The following is a 20,693-nucleotide window of genomic DNA, read 5'->3' on the forward strand; positions in this document are numbered from 1 at the left end:
CGGTCGAGGACGCTCCGTCGCGACGGGCGCGACCAACGACCGCCCCGGCCGGGCTCGTCGGGCTCCCTGCTCCGGCAGAGTCCACTGGTGCCGGCGGCATCGCGTCACCGACATCCATTCACGTGAATCCACCCCACATTTTCAGGCGTAGGCTGGAGTGAAGGACGGACCGTCCGAGAAGATCTCCCGGCACCGCGCCCGCCCGGAAGTGGAGTCACTCGTGGCTCAGTACGACGTCTCGAACCGCTCGGCGATCGTGACGGGAGCAGGCAGCGGAATCGGACGCTCGACCGCTCTCCTGCTGGCGAAGAACGGCGCATCCGTCGTCGTGAACGACCTGAACGCGGAGCACGCGAACGCGGTCGTCGAAGAGATCCGCGCGGCCGGCGGCACGGCAGAGGCTTCAGTCGGCGATGCGACGGATGCGGCCTGGATCGCTTCTTCCATCGAACTCGCCAACTCGCTCGCCCCGTTGCGCATCGGCGTCAACAACGCGGGCATCGGCGGCGCCAGCGCTCCGACGGCCGAGTACGAGGACGAGGCGTGGGACAAGGTCATCGCGATCAACCTCAACGCGGTCTTCCGCAACATGAAGGCACAGATCCCCTCGATCCTCGCGAACGGCGGCGGCTCGGTCGTGAACATCGCCTCGATCCTCGGCAGCGTCGGCTTCGCCGGCTCCCCCGCCTACGTCACCGCCAAGCACGGCGTGGTCGGCATGACCAAGTCGGCGGCGCTCGAGTACTCCGCCAAGGGCGTGCGCGTGAACTCCGTGGGTCCCGGTTTCATCGACACCCCGCTGCTCGCGAACATGGGCGACGAGGCGAAGGACTTCCTCGTGAGCAAGCACCCGATCGGACGCCTGGGCCAGGCCGACGAGGTCGCGAACCTCATCGCCTTCCTCGCCAGCGATGCGGCGAGCTTCATCACCGGCAGCTACCACCTCGTCGACGGCGGATACACCGCCCTCTGACACCACCCTTTTCTGCCTCGGTGCCCTGCCCGCCCGCGCAGATGCATGAACAGAAACCAGATGCAGGACGAAACGCCGGACAGCACTCATGCATCCGGCGTTTCGTCCTGCGGGTGACAGCGGGCAGCGGGCTACTGGAGGGCGGCGAGCCGCAGGGTCGCAGTCGCGCTGTGAGCCGCCATGCCCTCCGAGTCGGAGATGACCTGCACGGCGTTCGCCAGCGCCGGGGTCGCCTCGCGCGTGATGCGCTGGTAGGTCAAGGGCTTGAGGAACCGCGAGACCGACAGCCCGGCGCTGTGCTTGGCTCCCCCGGCGGTCGGCAGCACGTGGTTGGTGCCGGCCATCCCCTTGTCGGAGTATGCGACCGTGCTCCACGGACCGAGGAAGATCGAACCGTAGTTGCGCAGATTGTCGTGGTACCAGTCGTCGTCGGCGGTCAGCAGTTCCAGGTGCTCGGGGGCGAGGTCGTCCATGAGCGCGGCGGCTGTCTCGCGGTCTTTCGCGACGGTCACGACTCCGTAGTCACGCCACGCGGCCCCCGCGATCTCCGCGGTCGCCAACGTCTCCAGCTGCCGGTCGATCGCGGCGATCACTGCGCGCCCGTGGTCCTCCGACGTCGTCACCAGCGCGGCAGGGGAGTTCGGGCCGTGCTCGGCCTGACCGAGCAGATCAGCAGCGACGAGCTCGGGATCGGCTGTGTCGTCCGAGATGACGGCGACCTCACTGGGACCGGCGAGCAAGTCGATCGCGACGGTGCCGAACAGCTGGCGCTTGGCCTCGGCGACGAACGCGTTACCCGCGCCGACGAGCATGTCGACGGGCAGTTCCCCGAGCAGACCGTAGGCCATCGCGGCGAGCGCCTGAACACCGCCGATGACGAACACCCGGTCGACGCCTGAGAGATAGGCGGCGTAGACGACCGCATCGTTCGCTCCTCCATCGGGCTGCGGTGGAGTGCAGGCGATCACGGTGGGCACGCCTGCGGCCTTGGCGACACCGACGGTCATGAACGCGCTCGCGGTGAGGGGGAACCGTCCCGCCGGCAGGTACGCCCCGACACGGGCAACCGGGATGTACTTGGCTCCGGTGACGATGCCGGGCACGAACTCGGTCTCGAAGTCGGTCAGGTGCTCCCGCGAGGCTCGCGCGAACGCCTGCGTGCGCTCAGCGCCCAGTTCGATCGCGGCTCGGAGAGCGGGGTCGAGACGGTCACCGCTGCTCGCGATCTGCTCGGCGGTGAGCTCGATGTCCGTGCCCTGGTAGTTGTCGAGCTTCCGGGCGTAGTCGAGCACCGCATCCATGCCGCGCTCGCGGATGTCGGCGAGCATCGCGGTGACGGTTTCGATGACAGCCGGGTCGCGCTGTGCAGCCGGCGCGTCGATGAGCGGAGTCTTGAGGTGGTGGAACGCGCCGTCGAGGCGGGCGAGCACTGTCGAGGAGGAACGCATGCAGGAAGGCTAGATCCGCTGCAATCATCCGACAACCCTGTTGATACGTGCCTTTCCATCGGGTTTACCATTGGCTGTGACCATCACCCAGCTGACGGCGTTCCTGGCATCGCTCGAACACGGCTCCTTCACCGCCGCGGCCGCCCACCTCGACATGACGCAGGCCTCTGTGTCCGAGCTCGTCGCGCGCCTCGAACGCGAACTCGGCGTCACCCTGTTCACGCGCGGCAGCCGCCGCCTGTTGCCGACCACGGCAGCGCTCGAACTGCGGCCGCACGCGACGCAGACTGTGAGCGCGGTCCAGAACGGGATCGACACCATCCGGGCTTTGACGTCCCTTGAGCGCGGCACGTGCACCTTCGGGGTGCTGCGCAACGCGGCGTACTATGCGCTGGCCGACCTCGCCGAGACGTTCCACCACCGGCACCCGAACGTGCGGCTGCGGCTGATCGGCATCAACTCGGCACACGTCGCCCGCTCGATCGCGAAAGGCGAGTTGGAAGCGGGACTGCTCGTGCTGCCGGTCGACGAGGACGGACTGGAGGTGCGCCCGCTGTTCCGCGACGAGGTGCTCTACGCCTCTGCCACCCGAGACCCGGACGATGGCCCCGTCACGATCGAGGAGGTCGCCGCCGCGAAGCTCGTGCTCTACGACGCCTTCGCCGGCTGGGATGACCCGACCCGACGACAGCTCCTCGAACGCGCCCGCCTGCAGGCACTCTCGATCGACCCGGCCGTCGAGGTCGAGCACGTCGAGACCGCTCTCGACCTGGTGGCCGCCGGCACCGCCGACACGATCGTGTCGCGGTCGATCGCCGAGGCGGACGGCTTCCCGAGCGGTGTCCGCACATTCGCCTTCTCGGAGCCGATGCACGACACGATCGCGCTCGTGCAGCGCGAGGGGGTGCTCCTGTCGCCGGCGACACAGCGACTGGCCGAGCTGGCGGAGAAGATGCTGCGCGAGCGGCTTCCGGAGCACCGGGGTCGCACCCCCCTCGACGCAGACCCGCTCGACTGAACTTCGCCCCCGATGCGGAGGATCACCCCGTGAGGAGGACTTCACCCCGTGGGGAGGAACCCGGCTGCCAAGTTCTCCGCCCGACGCCGAGTTCTCCGCCCGACACCGCACTCGACGCGTGCACCCGACACGGCGCATCCTCGATACGCCACCCGGACCCGACTCACACCCCACCCGGGGCCGCGCCAGACCTTCAGTACAGCTCGGCCCGACGGTCGCCGAAGAGGTGGTTGTGCGGCGCCAGCGTCTTGTCCCGAGCTGCAGCGAGAGACAACCGCGCGGTGGCCCCCATCACGGCCCGGAAGGCGACGATCCATCCCTGCTCATCGATGATGGCGGTGCCGTCCGTCCAGTCGACGCCCCGCTCCGACCCCCAGCGGTCGGCGACAACCACCGGGAGCCGCGAGGAGCGGGCGGCCGCCATCGCCTGGATAAGCTCCGGAGCGTGCTCACCCGCGGGACGCGGCACGAGCGGCCAGTTCACGGGCAGCGCCAGCACATCGGCCCCGGCAAGCGCGAGCCTTCGGGGCACCTCAGGAAACTCGTTGTCGTAGCAGAGCGCCACGCCCAGGCGTCCGAAAGGCACATCGACCACAAGACCGGCCTCCGATCCGCGGTCGAAGACGTGGATCTCCGCGCCCCAGAGGTGCGACTTGCGGTAGTCGGCCACGTGCCCGGTGCGGGTGAGTACCGCGGCGGAGTTGAAGAGCTGTTCGCCCGCCCGCTCCGCGGAGCCGACCACGACGACGGCGTCCTCCGGGATGGCCTCTTGCACGATGCCCCAGCGAGGATCATCCGCGGCGATCGACGCACCCCAGGCTTCCTCCCGATCGGCGAACACATACCCGCTCGTCGCGAGCTCCGGCAGCACGATCAGGTGCGCACCCGTGCGGGCAGCCGCAGAGATGGCGTCGCGGATACGGGCGAGATTCCCGTCCACGTCGCCGAGCACGATCTCCGGCGAGAGGGCGACGGCCCTGATCTCGTCGTCCGGCGTCGACGCGGTAGCCGAGACGCCGGAGCGCGAGGGGCGGTCCGCGCCTCGCGCTCCTTCGCCCTCAGTCATCCTCTGTGGCGGTGACCATCACCCCGAGAGGCGCGAGGTAGCCGTTGGGGTCGATCGTCCAGTCGGCCGCGGCTGCGGCTTCGACGACCTCCGGTGCCCACTCGAGGTAGACACGGTCATCGCCGCCGTTGATCACGAGCACCGTGCCGGTTCCGTTCTCGTCACCCTCGATGCAGGTGTATGAGCGCCAGGCCCCCTCGGGAACCGAGAAGGCGTCGCCGGGGCCGAGGTTCACGGTGGTCGTGGAGTCGTCGTTGAGCGTGACCTCCCAACGACCGGTCGTGAACAGCAGGGCCTGAGTCTTGTCGTGGCGGTGGCGGAGCACTCCCTGGCCGGGCTCGGCCTTCACCCACGCGAGGTTGAAGGAATGGGGTTCGTGCACGTTCGGCACCTGACGGCGGTTCTCCGACATTCCGTAGCCGATCGCGGTGGCGAGCTCGACGCGTCCACCCTCGACCGCTGCGCACAGCAGCGCGGCTGCGGAGTACTTGCGGTCACCCGGCTGGATCACGCGCGAGCGCATGTCCTCGACCGTATACGTCGTGAGCTCGTCGATGTAGTGCTGCTTCATCGGTGTGATCAGCGCCACGTCGTCCGGCAGCACGTCGCCGGCGACGGTGTCGATCAGCCGGTTGTCGGCGGTGAGGTGCAGGCCATACGACTCCGCCTCGCGCAGAACCGACGGGCCCCAGATGATGCCGCCGTTGTCGTCGCGACCGAGCACCGTGTACAGGATGCCGTCGTCCGGACCCTCGTTCGTGAACCCGCGGAAGATCCAGGTCGGGATCGTCACGATGTCGCCGTCGTGGCTGACGTATTCACCCTGCGTGCCGTCCACGCCCCAGCGGAGGCGGAACTCGCCGCCGAGGTTGATGAACACCTCGGCTGTGAAGTGCAGATGCAGATTGTTCGAGATGCCGTTCGGCATGCCGGCTGCGCCCGTGTTGAACCCGTGGTTCTCCTCGAGGTTCACATACTGGTTCGCGTTCTGCGAGACCCCGGCGCCGATGAAGGCGTAGTTCTCCTTGCGGTCGGACCCCGGGGTGCGGCAGTCGATGAACGCCGAGTTGCAGGGCACCCAATCGGTACGCCGGATGGTCCGACGCTCGATCTCCGCGGTGTCGACGATGATCGTCTTCGTGTCGTCGATGACGTCACTCATGTTCTTCTCTCCTTCAGGAATCAGTAGATGTTGCTGGGGCCGACCGGCTCGTCGCCGCGCATACCGGCGATCTGGGCCCGCAGCGCGATGTCGTCCCAGAGACGCACCTCTTTGACGAGCGCCCCCTGGTGGAAGGTGAACTGCGAGATGCCGAGCACGTCGACCGGCTGGCCGGTGAGGGGACCGTAGTTGGCCTTGCCGTTGTAGGCCCCGGTGAACTTCCACGTGACGGCCACGCGTAGACCCGCATAGCGCACGTCGTAGTTGGTCTGGATGTCGCGGATCTCGAAATGACCGCCGGGAAAGGACTCGAGGAACTTCAGCAGCGCGCGGCGGTATCCCTCCGGCCGGATGACGACCCTGTTGCCGACGGTCTGGAGCACGAGGTCGCGGTGGAAGAACTTCTCCACCTTCTGCAGGTCGCGGTCGTTCCATACCGTCTGGATCATGTCGATCACGGTCTCGACCTCGGACCGGTAGTCGTCGGGCCGAGCCCCCGAGTCACCCTTCGCGATCGGGTCGGACGGCGCCGGCTCGGTCCACGAGCCGGTGTAGCCGCGGAAGGCCTGCGCGCGAGCCAGCTCGTCGAGATCGGCGCCCTGCGCCAGGGCTCCCGCCAAGGAATCGCGGACCACCCACTCCTCGACCATGCGCCCCTTGCGGTAGAGACAGTTGGCGATCGTGTAGCTGTGCTCGGAGGTCTGCAGCTGGCCGGAGAGCACGAGGTGCGAGCTGAGGAAGGCGTCATCGCCGCGCGCTTCCCAGATCACATCGGCCGCCTGGCCGGTGCGATCAGGCGTCGCAGAGATGCGCATGAGGGTGCCCTCGATCACCTCGTCGCGCGTGTTCGAAGTCCCGTAGGCCCCGTGAACGATCGAGTCGGGCTCGTAGTTCTCGCGAATGTAGTGGATCGACCGATCGACCCAGATCAGATCGGTGACTTCGCGGATGAAGTCGTCGGGGTCCTTGTACGGCAGATAGGCAACCGGGTCGAGAGACACGCTTTTCGCTCCTTCGAGATCAGAGTCTGCGGTTCATCCGTGATCGCAGGCCTCGTTCCCGTCAGTGTATGCGTATGCACAAGGGCGCGCAAGAGCGAAGTCAGCGCACACGTGATCATGTGCGGCTCGGGGCTCGCCTCGCGCCGGTGCGCCGCCTCAGAGCGAGGGGGCGGCCGCCAGAGTCCGCCGCGGAACGAATGCGGATCCGAAGCGCTCGCTCTCCCGCTCCGCCGCCGGATCCTCGATTCGCCGGACGATGAGACCGGCCGCAGCACGCGCCATGCCGGCGATGTCGTAGCCGACGGTCGCGAGGTCGATCAGCGGCCACGCGGCCTCCGGCAGATCGTCGAAGCCGATGATCGACAGGTCGTCCGGCACTCGCAGACCCGCGCGGTGGGCCGCATTGAGCGCACCGTACGCGACCACGTCGTTGCCGCAGAACATCAGCGTCGCGCGGGGGTCCGCCGCGAGCAGCTCGGCGGCCGCCGCCTCACCCTCGGTGGTGTCGTAGGGCACACGGCGGGTATCGCTCTCGCTCAGCGCGAGACCGTTCGCGTGAAGCGCGTCGCGCAGAGCGGCCTCCCGGCTCTGGGCCGTGCTGGTGTTGCTCGGGCCGAGGACCGCCGCGACACGTCGGTGTCCCAGCCGTGCCGCCCGACCCACCGCCTCCAGATACCCCGGGACCGGGTCGACGACAGTGGCATCGGCGTCGACCATCGCGCCCGTGCGGTTGAAGTACACGAACGGCAGGCCGCGATCCTGCAGGCGCAGCGGCACCACCGAGTCGACCGTGGTGGTGGCGAGGATGACACCGTCGAGTCCGTTCGCGACCAGACGCTCGACCACCGTGTCATTGTCGGCACTCTCGGTCTGCAGCATCAACTGATACCCCTGCGCCTCGAGCTCACGATGCACCGGCGCGATGATGTGCGAATAGAACTGGTTGTCGAGGTCGGTGAGCAGGAGGCCGATGCGCCGCGTACGACCGGAGGAGAGCGCTCGACCCGCCTCGCTCGGCACGTAGCCGAGCAGCTGGGCGGCCTCCCGGACGCGGAGCTTCGTGGCGTCGGAGACGCGCGCATCGTCGCGCAGCGCCCGCGACACCGTCGGCTGTGAGACGCCTGCCAACCGGGCCACATCACGACTCGTGACAACCATTCGACGCCTCCCCCTCGATTCCAGGGGATTCTACTGCCCTTGACGCCGGAATGCATACGCGGTCATAATCAGCACATACGTATGCAATGAAAGGACGGGCTATGCCCCTGCATCTGAAGACCGCGCCGACGAAGACGTTCGCGGACACCGCTCAGCAGGACGTCGCCGAACGTGTGCGGGCGATCATCGGCGACATCCGAGCGGACGGCGACGTCGCCGTCCGGCGGTACGCCGAGCAGTTCGACGGCTGGAGCCGCGACTCTTACCGACTCTCCGACGACGAGATCACGGAGATCATCGGCACCCTCCCCGACCAGGTGATCGCCGACATCGAGTTCGTGCAGTCGCAGGTCCGGCGCTTCGCCCAGGCACAGCGGGACTCGCTGGTCGACATCGAGGTCGAGACGCTCCCCGGCGTCTTCCTCGGCCAGAAGCACGTGCCCGTGCAGGCCGCCGGTGCGTACATCCCGGGCGGCAAGTATCCGCTCACGGCCTCCGCTCACATGACGATCATCACCGCCAAGGTCGCCGGCGTCCCTCGCGTCGTCGCGTGCACTCCGCCGATCCGCGGCGAGATCCCCGCCGCCACCATCGCCGCCATGAAGATGGCCGGCGCCGATGAGATCTACCTCCTCGGCGGCGTACAGGCGGTCGCGGCGATGGCCGTGGGCACAGACTCGATCGATCCGGTGAACATGATCGCCGGCCCTGGCAACGCCTATGTCGCCGAGGCCAAGCGTCAGCTGTTCGGCGAGGTGGGCATCGACCTGTTCGCCGGCCCGACCGAGATCCTGATCGTCGCGGACGAGCACGCCGATTCCTTCCTCACGGCGGTCGACCTGCTCTCGCAGGCCGAGCACGGGCCCGACTCCCCCGCGGTGCTCGTCACCACCTCGCAGCGGCTCGCCGAGGACGTCATGGACTGGATCGAGAAGATCCTCCCCGGGATGCCGACTCGCGACTACGCAGGTCCTGCCTGGCGCGACTGGGGCCAGGTGATCGTGGCCGACGACCTCGACGAGGCGTACCGGATCGCCGACGGCTTCGCATCCGAGCACGTGCAGATCTTCACCCAGAACCCGCGCGAGGCGCTGACGAAGATGCACGACTACGGTGCGCTGTTCCTCGGCGAGAACACCTGCGTCTCCTACGGCGACAAGGTCATCGGGACCAACCACGTGCTGCCGACGCTCGGCGCCGCCCGCTACACGGGAGGACTCTGGGTCGGCAAGTACCTGCGCACCGTGACCTACCAGGAGGTGCAGAACACCCAGTCGTCCGCCGAGCTCGGCGCCGTCTGCGGCCGTGCGGCGCGCGTCGAGCTGTTCGAGGGGCACGCTCGCTCCGGCGATGCGCGCGCCTGGCGTCACGCCGGCACCGAGTTCGCCTGGATCGAGGAGAGCCACGCGGTCGGAGCGCAGTCGCGATGACCGAGCTCACCGGTCGCACGGCCGTGATCACCGGCGGCGGCAGCGGGCTCGGGTCAGCCATCGCCCGGGCTCTGCACGCCGCCGGCGCGGACGTCGTCCTGGTCGGCCGCGACGAGCACAAGCTCGCCGCGGTCGCGGCGGAGCTCGGACCGAGGGCGCGCGGGTTGTCGTGCGACGTGTCGGAAGCGGCATCCGTCGACGCCCTGCGCGAGGCGCTCGGCGGCACGGAGGTGTCGATCCTCGTGAACAACGCCGGCATCCCCGGCCCGGTCGCGGCCCTCACCGACATCGCCGTGGACGATTGGGACGACGTGTTCGACGTGAACGTGCGCGGCACCTTCCTCCTCTGCAGGGCGCTGCTCCCCGGCATGATCGCGCGCGGCGACGGGGACGTGATCAACGTCGCCTCGGTCTCCGGCAAGCGGCCTCTCGCGCACCGCACACCGTACTGCGCGTCGAAGATGGCGGTGATCGGACTCACCTCGACCCTGGCTTTCGAGGTCGGGCCGGCCGGCGTCCGGGTGAACTCTCTCTCGCCGGGTCCGGTCGCCGGCCCCAGGATGGAGCGGAACTTCCGGCTGGAAGCCGAGCGGTCGGGCTCAAGCGTCGACGAGGCCGAGCAGGCCTTCGTCTCCCGCGCTGCGCTGGGACGCATGGTCACAGAGACCGAGGTCGGGCAGGCCGTCGTGGCGATGCTCGCCATGCCGGGCATGTGCGGTGCAGACGTCGACCTCTCCGCCGGGATGGTGGCGTGATGGCCCCGCGCGATCACACCTCCCTACGAGAGCGCGCGAACGCGGGCGACCAGCTGATCGGCGCGCTGCTGCGGATGCCGTCGGAGGAGCTCGTCGAGATGCTCGCCGTCTCGGGGTTCGACTTCGTGCTGATCGACTGCGAGCACGGGCCGGCCGATCTCGCCGCTCTGCGTCAGCACATCGCCGTCGCCGCCGTGCACGGGGTCCCGACGATCGTCCGGGTCGGAGAGCACGATCGCGGGCTGATCCTGCGGGCGCTCGACCAGGGCGCCGAGGGCATCCTCGCCCCGCACCTCGACACCGCCGCCGATGCGGTGGCTCTCATCGACGCCGCGTTGTATCCACCGATCGGCAGTCGCGGGTTCGCGACCTACAGCCGCGCGGGACGGTTCGGCCAGGTCGAACCTTCCGAGCATCGCGACTGGTGGCTCGAGAACACGCTGGTGCTGGGCATGATCGAATCACCCCGAGGAGTCGCCAACGTCGAGACGATCGTCGGGATACCGCGGCTCGACGGCATCATGGTCGGTCCGGCGGATCTCGCCGCGAGTTCGGTCCAGGGCGATCCGCCCATTGCGGAAGCAATAGCCGCAGTGCACGCGGCCGTGGCGGAGGCGGGTTCGCTGCGCATGGACATCGTCGGCACGCGCGCTGCAGCGGATGCGGCCTTCGCCGCAGGGGCGGACCTCGTGGTCTACAACCTGGCCGCGTCGCTTCTCACGCACCTCACCGACTTGGCCTCCCCCCTGCGCTGACTCAGCGCGCCCCGGCCCCCGTGAGCTGCAGGCGCCACGAACGCAGCAGCGCTCCGAAGGCCTCCGGGCGCTCGAGGGGCAGCAGGTGTCCGGCGTCGAGGGTGACGAGTCGGGCATCGGGCATTCGCTGCACGATCTCGGTATGGAAATGCGGCGGGCAGATCAGGTCGTCGAGGCCGGAGACGACCAGCGTCGGCGTCGAGACGGCGGGCAGCGCGTCGAGCAGGTCGCGACGACTGAGCTGCAGATGCAGCTGGGCGCGCAGCCGGGCCACCCCGGTGTTCTCTCCCATCGCGAGCGCGCGCTCGACGAGGTCGGGGCGCTCGCGTGCCACGGCATCGCCCAGCAGCGCCGGCAGGATGCTCGCCTGCAACTCTCTCGCACCATCGCCACGATCGAGCCGCGCGAGCCAGTCCCGCCACCCCTCGCGCTGGGCGCTGGTCGGCGCCTTGGCGTTGGTCGACGCCAGGCACATACCGGCCACCTGCTCCGGGGCAGCGACGGCCAGCGCCATCGCCACGATCGCGCCGAGGGAATGCCCGACCAGCACGAACCGCTCGGGAAGATCTGCTCGCAGCACCCGCACCTGCTCGTCGATGTCGTCGCGATCGAGCACTGGGCGGACGACGGATTCGAGTGCGACATCCGCCCACAGATCGTGCGTGCAGTTCATGCCGGCGAGCAGCACCAGCGGCAACATCGTCACCCCTTCACAGCGCCGTCGCTGAGGCCGGCGACGAGGTACTTCTGCGCGATGAACGCGATGACGAACACCGGGATCGTGAGCAGCATCGATGCAGCTCCAGCCTGTTGCAGCATCGGCAGCGTCTGCCCGAGCTGTGTGGCGATGAACACCGGGACCGTCTTCGACGAGGTGTCGGTGAGGACGAGCGCGGTGAGGTACTCCTGGAACGCGAACAGGAACACGAAGATACCCGCGGTGAGGATCCCGGGCCCCATCAGCGGGATCATGACGCGGCGCAGCATCCCGATCCTCGTGCAGCCGTCGATCATCGCCGCCTCATCGAGCTCCTTGGGGATCTCGGCGAAGAAGTTGCGCAGCAGCCAGATCGTGAACGGCTGATTGATCGCGACCAGCGCGATGGCCAGCGCGAACGTGGTGTCGTAGATGCCGAGAGCGCGGCTGATGTCGTACATCGGCAGCACGACCGCGAAGCGTGGCAGCGCGCGGAAGATCAGCGCGACCACCAGCAGCAGGGCGGAGATGTAGCTCGGAAAGCGCGAGAGCGCATAGGCCGCCGGGATGCCGATGATGAGGGCGATCACGGTGGAGACGACGGCCACCACGATCGTGTTCACCAGGTAGTCCGCGAAGTACGTGGTCTCCCAGAGATCGACGAATGCCTGCAGCGTCGGCTGGTAGTCCCAGAGCACGGGCGGGTTGGCGAACGCCACGTCTGTCGGCTTCGTCACCGAGAGCGTCATCCAGATGAAAGGACTCAGCATCACGATGCAGAGCACACCGAGCAGGAGGCCCGTGATGACGGGAGGACGCGCGGGGCCACGGCGTCGGCGCTTCGAGGCGCCTCCGGTCGTGATGGCCCTGGTCGAGAGGTCGGGCGCCATGAGACTCATCGTTCTGCCTTCGCTTCCTTGAAGATGCCCCGGATGAACGGGATCAGCATGACGAGGATCAGGAGGATCGTGAGCACGTTGATCGCGCTGCCGAGTCCCAGCTTCTCGGCGCCGTCGGCGAACGCCACGGAGTACACGTAGAGCATGATCGACTCGTTCCCGATCGACTGCGCCTGGGGCGACAAGGGGATGAGGTTGTCGAACATCCGCAGCACATCCATGATCGTGATCAGCGTCACGAACCCGAGTACGCCGCGGATCGTCGGGATGATGACGTGCAGGTGGGTCTGGAATGCGCTCGCGCCGTCGATCTTCGCGGCTTCCTTCAACTCGGCCGGCACACCCTGCAGTCCCGCGAGGATGATGAGCATCGCGAACGGAAGCATGTGCCAGACGGTGTTGGCGATCACGAGGATCGCGTTGGGCACCTGATCGGTGAACCACAGCACTTGTGTGCCCCCGAAGAACCCGATCAGGCGATTGACGACGCCACCGAAGTTGTCGTCGAACAACCACGAGAACGCGACGGCACCGACGAGGTTCGGCAGCACGTACGAGACGAGCATGATGCCGAGCACGAGTGGGCGGGACGTGGTGATGCGATTGATCCCGGTGGCGATGATGTAACCGGCGACGAGGAGGATGATGGTGGTGATCACCGTGACCGCCACCGTGAACAGAACAGCCTTGTGGAAGCGCGTGTCGGTGAGCGCATCGGTGAAGTTGGCCAACCCGACGAACGTGCCGGGAGTACCGTAGCGGACCTGCTCGAAGCTCCACTGCACGGTGCGGACCAGAGGTAGCACCAGCAGCGCAGACATCACCAGCAGGCTCGGGGCGAAGAGCAACCAGAACTCACGGGCCTTCATGTGCGTCCTTCCTGGACGGACTGTGGCCTGAACATCGCTCAGGCCACAGTCATCGACGGGCGGGCGTGGATCAGCCGGCGATCTTCTCGCCCGCTGCCTGCATCTGCGCGAGCCCGGCATCGACGGACACGTTGCCGTTGAGGATCTCGACCAGGATCGGCCGGATCTCGTTGGTGATGTCGGCGAGCGCCGGCGACACGATGGGCGGCTTGGCCGACGCGAGCGAGTCGTTCGCGGCCGCACCGTAGGGCGAGTTCTTCTCGGTGACCATGCCCTCGCGCGCCGGATAGGCAGCGGGGACGGAGGCCTTCGACGCGTCCTCGCTCACGGCCGAAGCCATCATGACGAACAACATGTCGTGATCGAGCTTGGTGTTGAACGGGATCGACCAGCCGTCGATCGACAGGCGGTTGTAGGAGTACTCCGCGTCATCCGTGACCTTCGGCGCCCCGGCGAACCCGAAGGAGTCGGCGAGCTTGGAATTGGCGGGCAGGGTCAGGTCGATCATGCGACCCGAGAACATGATCGACATCGCCGCGGTGCCGTTGAACATCTGCTGCTGCACCTTCGGCTGATCAAAGGTGGTCACCTGCGGATCCATGTAGGGCTTGAGCGCGAGCATCGCATCGACGGCCTGCTTCGCCTCAGGGGTGTCGAGAGTCACATCTCCGCTCTCGTCGACGAAGTCGCTGCCGAGGGAGTTCATCGCGGCCTGGAAGCTCGTCGTGACGTCGCTCGTGGCGAGCCAGGGCAGGGCGATCGGATAGTCCATGAGTCCGGCCGTCTTGATGGCGTCGGCCGCGGAGATCATCTCGTCGAATGTCGTCGGCACCTCGAGACCCAGATCGTCGAAGATGTCCGTCCGATAGGCCATCACGAACATCTGCGCCTGCATGGGCAGGGCGTAGAGCTCGCCGTCGAACGACATGCCCTCACGCATCGACTCGCTGATCGCGTCGAGGCCGTAATCATCCGCGTACTTGTCGAAGAGATCGTTCAGAGGAACGAGTTTCTCCTCCTGCGCGAGGCTGGGGATCACGAAACCGTAGGTCTCGACGATGTCGTACGTGCCCGTTTCGCCGGAGAGGGTGGCGGTGGTCTTGGTCACCTGCCCGCCGAAGTCGATCGGGTCGTGCTTCAGTTGCACGTCGTCGGTCGTGCAGCTCGACACCATGGTGTCGGTGAAGGGGTCGATGGCGGAGGAATTGTAGGCGAGGACGTTGACCGTGGTCGAGCCCTCAGGAGCGGTGTAGTCGCACGACACCGTTGTCGCGTTCTGGTTGTCGGTGCGGGTCCCGGCGCCGCAGCTGGAGAGGGCGACCATGCCCACGGCTGCGAGGGCGAGTACCGGCAATGTCCGATGCTTCATGTGTCCCATGACGCCGATGGTATACGTATGCAGTCAACTTAGGGAAGCCTATGTTTTCAGAAAGAGAGCGTATTGAATACGTATACTGCTCGCGCCCTTCCCCCTGGGGCGGATACACCGCCCTCTGACAGAATCGACGCTCGGCCATCGGGACCCGATTCTCGATGGCCGAGCGTCAGAAGCGGCGACGCGAACCCCCCGGTTGCGTGGCCGCGCACCTCCCCGCCCGCGAGCTGCACTGCTTTGCCCAGGAGTGCATCGGCGAGGGAGGCGAGCCTGTCGTCAGGCGACGGCGTGCATCACCCTCGCGGAGGAGCTCAGCGGCGTGAAGTCGATGTCGGTGAGGTCGAGGCCCCCGGCGCCGCTCGCCGCCGCCATCATCTTGACCAGCACCGGCCGCTGCAACTCCACGTCGGCGTCGATCGTGAAGCGGACCGGGATCGAGGCGTGCATCCACAGCGTCTCGGTGCGCGAGTCCGACACACGCAGCGTGAGCGGGAACGACTCGCCGCGGCGAAGCTTGGTGACCGCCACGAGACGGAGGTGAGAGAGCACCTCGTCGTCGACCTCGAACGTCTGCGACTCTCCGGCATAGCTGAGCTGACCCATTACTCCTCCTCCGATTTATCTCTCGGAAAATAGATTACTAGTTTAGCTAGCTAATTGGAAGTCGGCTCAGGTCAGGTCCGAGATCTCCTCGGTGAGACGTCGCAGGAACCGTGAGATCACCGCGAGCTGGTCGGGTGTGAACTCGCTCTCGATCCCCTCGACCCGCCGCGAGATCTCGTCGGCGGGAGAATGCAGGTCACGCAACGACGGGCGCACGATCTTCGAACGCGCGTCCTGGGGATGGGTGGAGACGACCACCTGGCCCCTTTCCGCGAGTCGACGGAGCACCGATGTGACCGCGGCGGTGCTCACTCCCAGATGCCCGGCCAGATCCCGCGGGGTCACCGGACGATCGGCGGGCGCTTCCGCGATCAGACGCATGGCGGCACGATCGGTCTCGTTCGGCTGGCGCCCCGCAGCGAGCCGACGCCCGAGCCGCGCATCGGCACGGCGAAGCGCATCCACCTCCCGCGCGAGTTCCGGTGTCGCGATCTCCAGCTTCTGCCCCATGTCACCACTCCCCATCTCCGCCGCCCCATGTTACCTCGACGAGCTGATTACTGGACTGTCTAGCAAAATGGGCGATCATCAGGCGCTTCCGACGGTGAGAGGATGGAATCACGACGAGAAGGGACGTCATGGTCGATCCAATAGACCTCAAGGATGAGAGATACGTCCGCTACGCCGACCTGCTCGACCAGCTGCACCAGCAGTTCCCCACAGCCGGTCGCGAGCGGATCGCGCGCATCATCACCGCGGAGAACGATGCGATCACGGGCGGGTTCCTGCTCGTCGTCCCCGCCGAGGTCGCAACAGGGGCTGTCGAGATGCTCGAACGCGAGACGGCGCTCAGCGCAGACGGCGGAGAGGTGGTCGCCTGATGAACGACTCCCAGGAGTACGCACGTTCGGGCTACTGGTACCCGGACGGAGAGAGCGCCAGCACCGTCGACGTGCTCAACATGCTGCGACGCTACCGCGCAGCCGAGACCGCCATGCGCGCACGCACGCGCTCCTCGATGGGCATGAACGAGACCGACCTCATGGCGCTGCGATTCCTGCTCAGGGAACAGCGCGCCGGGCGGATCGTCCGACCGATCGACATCGCCAGGATGCTCAACATCTCGACCGCATCGACGACCACGCTCATCGACCGCCTGGAGAAGGGCGGCCACGTCCGCCGAGAGGCGCACCCCACCGATCGCCGCGCGGGCGTCGTGGTCCCGACGGTGAGCAGCGACGAAGAGGTGCGCGCCACTCTCGGCGCGATGCATCGCCGCATGCTGACCCTCGTCGACGAGCTCTCCGATCAGGAACGTGCCGTGGTCACCCGGTTCCTCGCCGGGATGACGGCCGCGATCGAGGAGGCGTCCGACCTCGACCAGGAGCTTCGCGACGTGATCCGCGACCAGGAAGGGTCCGAAGCCGCGGAATGACGCCCTACAGCCCCTCTGCGATCTGCTTGATCGCGGCGAGGCGGCGGTCCCACTCGCGCCCGATCACATCGAGCCTCGCGGCCGTGGCGGAGAGCTCGGCGCCGACCACACGGAAACGCACCTCGCGCCCCACCGGCACCGGCTCGACGAGACCCACCTCCTGCAGGACGGCGAGGTGCTTCGCGATCGCCTGCCGAGACACCGGAAGGCGCCCGGCGAGGGCGGATGCCGACGCATCGCCCTCGCCGAGAGCCGTCAGGATGCTCCAGCGCGTCTCGTCCGCGAGCGCCGCGAACATGGGCAGCAGAGTCTCCGTGGTCACGCTTCGCCTTCCACCAGTGCGACCATCTTGTCGAGCTCCAGATCCCAGCCGGTGCGGTGGGACTCGAGGTTCGAGAGCGGATCCGACGTGCGCTCGAATCCGCTCTCCACGACCGTGAGCCTGGTGCCGCCGTCGGCCTCTTCGAGGGTGAAGGTGAATACGGTCGAGGTCGACTCGTCGATGCTCTCCGGCAGCTTCCCGAGCGCATCGTCGTTGTTCCAGCGGTAGGTGATGCGTCGCGGTTCGTCGTACTCCTCGACGCGCAACGGGATCACGTCGTAGTCGGGGAAGGTCATCGTGCCGGTGGCTCCGACGCCCGCACCCTCCAGCACCGTGCGCCCGAACCAGCGGGAGATGTGCTCGGGCTCGGCCACCGCTCGCCACACCTTGTCGACGGGGGCTGCGATCTGGATGCTCCGCCGAACGGAGAAGGTCTCCTCATCGACGACGGATGCCTCGTTGTGGGTCATGTTCACCATGATGGGTCCTTTCGTGGTCACCTGCATGCTTCGCCGGCCGATCGGCCAGCTGCAACTCTAGAGTTGCACATGCGATCCTCTTGCGCAACCCCCGGGTTGCACGCAAGATCCCCAGCCGCACCAGGCGGCGGGAGTGTTCCCGAATGCAGGACGAATCGCTGCGAGAACACCCTGCACCCGCCCTCCCGACATCCAAACGACACCCGCATCTCAGAGACGGAGGTCAGCTGCGCGGTCGACGCTTCTCCAGGAACCCCGCCAGCAACACGGCGACGAGAGCGGCGACCGGGGCGACGAGGAGCCCGGCGCGCAGGCTCTCGTTCTCGGCGATGTATCCCACGAACGGCGGGGACAGCAGGAAACCGAGGCGCAGCAGCCACGAGACGACCGTGAGCCCCACGCCGGGCCGCAGCCCCGGCAGCTCGTCCGCGGCATGCATGGCCGCGGGGATCAGAGTGGCGATGCCGAATCCGACGGCAGCGAAACCCAGGATCGTACCGGGCACGGTGGGGAACGCGAGCGCAAGCGTCATGCCGGCCGCGGCGATGAGACCGCCGACCCTGGCGACCCACCGCTGCCCGAAGCGATCCGTGAGCGGATCGCCGATGATCCGGCCGACGAACTGCGCGCCGACCAGGGCGATGAAGCCGAGCGGCGCGATCGCCGCGGCAGCCCCGAGCGAATCGGCGAGGTACAGCGTCGCCCACGAGTTCCCCGCATCCTCGGCGACGGCACCCGCCATCGCGATGAGGGTCAGCGCGATGATCGCGATCACGGTGCGCGGGGTCACGCCGCGGCGCACCGCACCAGCGAGGTCGACGGGCTCCACTACCGCCTCATCGGCGACCTCGTCGTCACGGCCAGGGAGGCAGAACCGCAGGGCGACGAGAGCGACCGTGGCGAAGACGGCCGTGGAGATGCCCAGGTGCACACCGAGCGGCAGTTGCAACGCGATCGCGACTGCGGCCATCGCGCCGCCCAGGACCGCACCGATCGACCAGATCGCGTGGAAGCCGTTGATGATCGAACGCCCGTAGCGCCGCTGCACCCGCAGGCCATGGGCGTTCTGTGCGACGTCGGTGATGGCGTCGGATGCTCCACCGAGGAACAGCGCGACGGCGAACAGCACCCCGGACGGCGCGAGAGCCGCCGACAGCAACCCGAGGCTCGTGAGCACGGTGCCGATGACGGCGATGCGCGCCGACCCGAAACGCCGGATCAGCACCGCCGCGAAGAGCCCGGCAGCGATGGCGCCGGCAGGGAAGGCGGCGATCGCGAAGCCGTAGCCGAGGTTGTCCAGCCCGAGCGCGGACTTGATCTCCGGGTAACGCGGCAGGATGTTCGCGAACAGGGCCCCGTTCGTGAGGAACAGCGCGGAGACGGCGATGCGGGCGCGCCGGGACGCCTGATCCGGCACGGATCGTCGAATCGATTCGATTGAAGCCATGTCTACGATCGTACGGGGCGACGAGGGGCTCTGCCCACACGGAATCCGCGCCCGGCTCCACGGACGCCGACGGCCGCCTGCGCACCGCCCTCCTACAGACCGCCGCCGCACCCCGCAACCCCGTTCCGCGCGTCGGACGCCCGGCCTACGCTCAGGACATGCCCGAACTCACCCAGCCCACCGGTCGCGAAGAGACGCTGCGCGCCATCCCCCGCGACGACGGCTCCGCGCCGCGCGCCCTCGTCCTCGGTGCGACCGGATACATCGGAGGGCGGCTGACCCCGCGCCTGCTGAACGCCGGATACCGCGTGCGCGCGCTGGCACGGGATGCGGCGCGGGCGGCATCCTTCCCCTGGGGTCCGGACTGCGAGATCGTCGAGGGGTCGGCGGATGACGCGGACGCCGTCGCCGCGGCCATGGACGACGTCGACGTCGTGTACTACCTGATCCACTCGATGTCTGCGGGCAAGGGCTTCGAGGAGAGCGACGAGCGAGCCGCGACGACAGTCGCCGAGGCGGCGGCCCGCGCGGGCGTGCGTCGGATCGTCTACCTCGGCGGCCTGCATCCGGACGACGCGAAGCTCTCACCGCACCTGCGCTCGCGCGTGCACGTGGGCGAGATCTTCCTGCGATCCGGCGTGCCGACGCTCGTGCTGCAAGCGGGCGTCGTGATCGGATCGGGCTCGGCGTCCTTCGAGATGATCCGTCATCTCACCGACGTGCTGCCGTATATGCCCGCGCCGAAGTGGGTGCGCAACCGCATCCAGCCGATCGCTGTGCGCGACGTGCTGCACTACCTGCTCGGAGCGGCGCGGGTCGACCCCGACGTGAATCGTGCGGTCGACATCGGTGGCCCCGACGTGCTGCGCTACGGACAGATGATGAACGGCTATGCGGTCGAGGCCGGGCTCCGGCAGCGTGCGATCGCAGCCCTCCCGGTGCTGACCCCCGGCCTCGCATCGCACTGGGTGAATCTGGTGACCCCGGTGCCGCGGTCGATCGCCCGCCCGCTCGTCGCGTCACTGCAGAACGAGTGCATCATGAAGGACCACGAGGTCGACGAGCTCATCCCCCGCCCGGAAGGCGGGCTGACTCCCTACCGCCGCGCGGTCGATCTGGCGCTCGGTCGAGTCCGGGGCGACACGATCGAGACGAGCTGGCAGGACTCCGAGGTCTCCGGCGCGCCCAGCGACCCCCTGCCGAGCGATCCGGAATGGGCCGGACGCACGGTCTTCACCGACTCCCGCTCGGTCACCACGAGCGCCTCCCCGGCGGAGCTGTGGCGCGTGATCCTCGGCATCGGCGGCGAGAACGGCTGGTACTCCTCACCGCTGCTGTGGGCGGTGCGGGGGTGGATGGACCGCATCGTCGGCGGCGTGGGCCTCAGCCGCGGACGCCGGAGCCGCACCGCCGCCCGCGTGGGTGACGCGATCGACTTCTGGCGCGTCGAGGCCGTCGAGACGACGGATGCCGGATCGCTCCTGCGCCTGCGCGCCGAGATGAAGGTGCCGGGCGAGGCGTGGCTGGAGTTGCGTGCCGTGCCCGACGACGAAGGCGCCCGCTACGAGCAGCGCGCGATCTTCTTCCCCCGCGGCCTGACGGGTCGGCTGTACTGGCTCGCCGTCCTGCCGTTCCACGGCGCCATCTTCGCCGGCATGGCCGCACGCATCACGGCCGCTGCCGAAGAGGCGAAAGAGGCGCAGGCATCCGTCGCGGCGACCGGCGACCCCGCCGATTCCGGCCGACCCTCGGAGAAGGTGCCTGGTCCGGCGTGATCGCCTGATCTCCGCGCCGCTCCGCT

Annotated in this window: 22 protein-coding genes; 8 read left to right on the top strand and 14 right to left on the bottom strand. The window is 68.0% G+C overall.

Translation table 11 applies throughout. The features are described 5' to 3' along the window. Nucleotides 1-220: 220 nt before the first annotated feature. Nucleotides 221-973 carry an SDR family NAD(P)-dependent oxidoreductase gene (locus L687_RS24345; protein WP_029265225.1) on the top strand — a complete coding sequence of 251 codons (753 nt, stop codon included), beginning with the start codon at nucleotides 221-223 and terminating at the stop codon, nucleotides 971-973. A 131-nt stretch (nucleotides 974-1,104) separates the two neighbouring features. On the opposite strand, the gene hisD (L687_RS24350) is transcribed toward L687_RS24345, so the two are convergent. After that, entirely contained in the window at nucleotides 1,105-2,421 is a 1,317-nt protein-coding gene (hisD, locus tag L687_RS24350; protein WP_021198406.1) for a histidinol dehydrogenase, read from the bottom strand. 76 nt (nucleotides 2,422-2,497) lie between these two features. Here hisD (L687_RS24350) and L687_RS24355 point away from each other — a divergent pair, with 76 nt between their 5' ends. Continuing rightward, complete coding sequence (locus tag L687_RS24355; protein WP_021198407.1) at nucleotides 2,498-3,439, top strand: LysR family transcriptional regulator; 942 nt, start codon at nucleotides 2,498-2,500, stop codon at nucleotides 3,437-3,439. Between the two features lie 193 nt (nucleotides 3,440-3,632). Here the strand turns inward: L687_RS24355 and L687_RS24360 are convergent, their stop codons facing one another. The 4 genes from L687_RS24360 to L687_RS24375 form a co-directional block, all read right to left on the bottom strand. After that, nucleotides 3,633-4,505, bottom strand: a complete 873-nt coding sequence (locus L687_RS24360) for a nitrilase-related carbon-nitrogen hydrolase (RefSeq protein ID WP_021198408.1) — start codon at nucleotides 4,503-4,505, stop codon at nucleotides 3,633-3,635. After that, nucleotides 4,498-5,667 carry a cupin domain-containing protein gene (locus L687_RS24365; RefSeq protein ID WP_021198409.1) on the bottom strand — a complete coding sequence of 390 codons (1,170 nt, stop codon included), beginning with the start codon at nucleotides 5,665-5,667 and terminating at the stop codon, nucleotides 4,498-4,500. Before L687_RS24365 ends, L687_RS24360 begins: the two co-directional genes overlap by 8 nt. 20 nt (nucleotides 5,668-5,687) lie before the next feature. Further along, nucleotides 5,688-6,668 (bottom strand): nuclear transport factor 2 family protein, encoded by a 981-nt coding sequence (locus L687_RS24370; protein ID WP_021198410.1) that lies wholly within the window; start codon nucleotides 6,666-6,668, stop codon nucleotides 5,688-5,690. Nucleotides 6,669-6,824: 156 nt separating this feature from the next. Further along, the gene (locus L687_RS24375) at nucleotides 6,825-7,826 is read right to left on the bottom strand and encodes a LacI family DNA-binding transcriptional regulator (RefSeq protein WP_084487232.1); all 1,002 of its coding nucleotides are present in this window, start codon (nucleotides 7,824-7,826) and stop codon (nucleotides 6,825-6,827) included. 101 nt (nucleotides 7,827-7,927) lie between these two features. Between L687_RS24375 and hisD (L687_RS24380) the strand changes: the two genes are divergently transcribed. The 3 genes from hisD (L687_RS24380) to L687_RS24390 are packed head-to-tail and all read left to right on the top strand — an operon-like array spanning nucleotide 7,928 to nucleotide 10,766. Beyond that, nucleotides 7,928-9,256 (top strand): histidinol dehydrogenase, encoded by a 1,329-nt coding sequence (gene hisD / locus L687_RS24380; RefSeq protein WP_021198412.1) that lies wholly within the window; start codon nucleotides 7,928-7,930, stop codon nucleotides 9,254-9,256. Further along, nucleotides 9,253-10,011 carry an SDR family NAD(P)-dependent oxidoreductase gene (locus L687_RS24385; protein WP_021198413.1) on the top strand — a complete coding sequence of 253 codons (759 nt, stop codon included), beginning with the start codon at nucleotides 9,253-9,255 and terminating at the stop codon, nucleotides 10,009-10,011. Before hisD (L687_RS24380) ends, L687_RS24385 begins: the two co-directional genes overlap by 4 nt. Further along, nucleotides 10,011-10,766, top strand: a complete 756-nt coding sequence (locus L687_RS24390) for an HpcH/HpaI aldolase family protein (RefSeq protein WP_021198414.1) — start codon at nucleotides 10,011-10,013, stop codon at nucleotides 10,764-10,766. Before L687_RS24385 ends, L687_RS24390 begins: the two co-directional genes overlap by 1 nt. Nucleotide 10,767: 1 nt before the next feature. On the opposite strand, the gene L687_RS24395 is transcribed toward L687_RS24390, so the two are convergent. The 6 genes from L687_RS24395 to L687_RS24420 all read right to left on the bottom strand — a co-directional run bounded on the left by L687_RS24395 (nucleotide 10,768) and on the right by L687_RS24420 (nucleotide 15,719). Beyond that, on the bottom strand, nucleotides 10,768-11,466 hold the full coding sequence (locus L687_RS24395) for an alpha/beta fold hydrolase (protein WP_031206701.1): 699 nt from the start codon (nucleotides 11,464-11,466) through the stop codon (nucleotides 10,768-10,770). A 2-nt stretch (nucleotides 11,467-11,468) separates the two neighbouring features. Further along, on the bottom strand, nucleotides 11,469-12,362 hold the full coding sequence (locus tag L687_RS24400) for a carbohydrate ABC transporter permease (RefSeq protein ID WP_084487234.1): 894 nt from the start codon (nucleotides 12,360-12,362) through the stop codon (nucleotides 11,469-11,471). Beyond that, nucleotides 12,359-13,231, bottom strand: a complete 873-nt coding sequence (locus L687_RS24405; protein ID WP_021198417.1) for a carbohydrate ABC transporter permease — start codon at nucleotides 13,229-13,231, stop codon at nucleotides 12,359-12,361. The genes L687_RS24400 and L687_RS24405 overlap by 4 nt, the downstream gene beginning before the upstream one ends. Before the next feature lie 70 nt (nucleotides 13,232-13,301). After that, nucleotides 13,302-14,609 carry an ABC transporter substrate-binding protein gene (locus L687_RS24410; protein ID WP_084487238.1) on the bottom strand — a complete coding sequence of 436 codons (1,308 nt, stop codon included), beginning with the start codon at nucleotides 14,607-14,609 and terminating at the stop codon, nucleotides 13,302-13,304. Nucleotides 14,610-14,882: 273 nt separating this feature from the next. Beyond that, nucleotides 14,883-15,209 carry a DUF7882 family protein gene (locus L687_RS24415; RefSeq protein WP_021198419.1) on the bottom strand — a complete coding sequence of 109 codons (327 nt, stop codon included), beginning with the start codon at nucleotides 15,207-15,209 and terminating at the stop codon, nucleotides 14,883-14,885. Nucleotides 15,210-15,275: 66 nt separating this feature from the next. Beyond that, nucleotides 15,276-15,719: a MarR family winged helix-turn-helix transcriptional regulator gene (locus L687_RS24420; RefSeq protein ID WP_021198420.1), complete on the bottom strand. Its 444-nt coding sequence runs from the start codon at nucleotides 15,717-15,719 to the stop codon at nucleotides 15,276-15,278. Between the two features lie 128 nt (nucleotides 15,720-15,847). Between L687_RS24420 and L687_RS24425 the strand changes: the two genes are divergently transcribed. Continuing rightward, entirely contained in the window at nucleotides 15,848-16,090 is a 243-nt protein-coding gene (locus tag L687_RS24425) for a hypothetical protein (protein ID WP_021198421.1), read from the top strand. Beyond that, nucleotides 16,090-16,644, top strand: coding sequence for a MarR family winged helix-turn-helix transcriptional regulator (locus L687_RS24430; protein ID WP_021198422.1), 555 nt, complete (start codon nucleotides 16,090-16,092; stop codon nucleotides 16,642-16,644). Before L687_RS24425 ends, L687_RS24430 begins: the two co-directional genes overlap by 1 nt. 4 nt (nucleotides 16,645-16,648) lie before the next feature. On the opposite strand, the gene L687_RS24435 is transcribed toward L687_RS24430, so the two are convergent. The 3 genes from L687_RS24435 to L687_RS24445 all read right to left on the bottom strand — a co-directional run bounded on the left by L687_RS24435 (nucleotide 16,649) and on the right by L687_RS24445 (nucleotide 18,892). Next, nucleotides 16,649-16,966 (bottom strand): ArsR/SmtB family transcription factor, encoded by a 318-nt coding sequence (locus L687_RS24435; RefSeq protein WP_021198423.1) that lies wholly within the window; start codon nucleotides 16,964-16,966, stop codon nucleotides 16,649-16,651. After that, on the bottom strand, nucleotides 16,963-17,445 hold the full coding sequence (locus L687_RS24440) for an SRPBCC domain-containing protein (RefSeq protein ID WP_021198424.1): 483 nt from the start codon (nucleotides 17,443-17,445) through the stop codon (nucleotides 16,963-16,965). The genes L687_RS24435 and L687_RS24440 overlap by 4 nt, the downstream gene beginning before the upstream one ends. A 223-nt stretch (nucleotides 17,446-17,668) precedes the next feature. Continuing rightward, the gene (locus L687_RS24445) at nucleotides 17,669-18,892 is read right to left on the bottom strand and encodes an MFS transporter (RefSeq protein WP_031206703.1); all 1,224 of its coding nucleotides are present in this window, start codon (nucleotides 18,890-18,892) and stop codon (nucleotides 17,669-17,671) included. A gap of 158 nt (nucleotides 18,893-19,050) precedes the next feature. Between L687_RS24445 and L687_RS24450 the strand changes: the two genes are divergently transcribed. Further along, entirely contained in the window at nucleotides 19,051-20,667 is a 1,617-nt protein-coding gene (locus L687_RS24450) for an SDR family oxidoreductase (RefSeq protein WP_021198426.1), read from the top strand. Nucleotides 20,668-20,693 lie beyond the last annotated feature (26 nt).

Origin of the sequence: Microbacterium maritypicum MF109 (genome assembly GCF_000455825.1) — a bacterium.
Taxonomy (GTDB): Bacteria; Actinomycetota; Actinomycetes; order Actinomycetales; family Microbacteriaceae; genus Microbacterium; species Microbacterium maritypicum_A.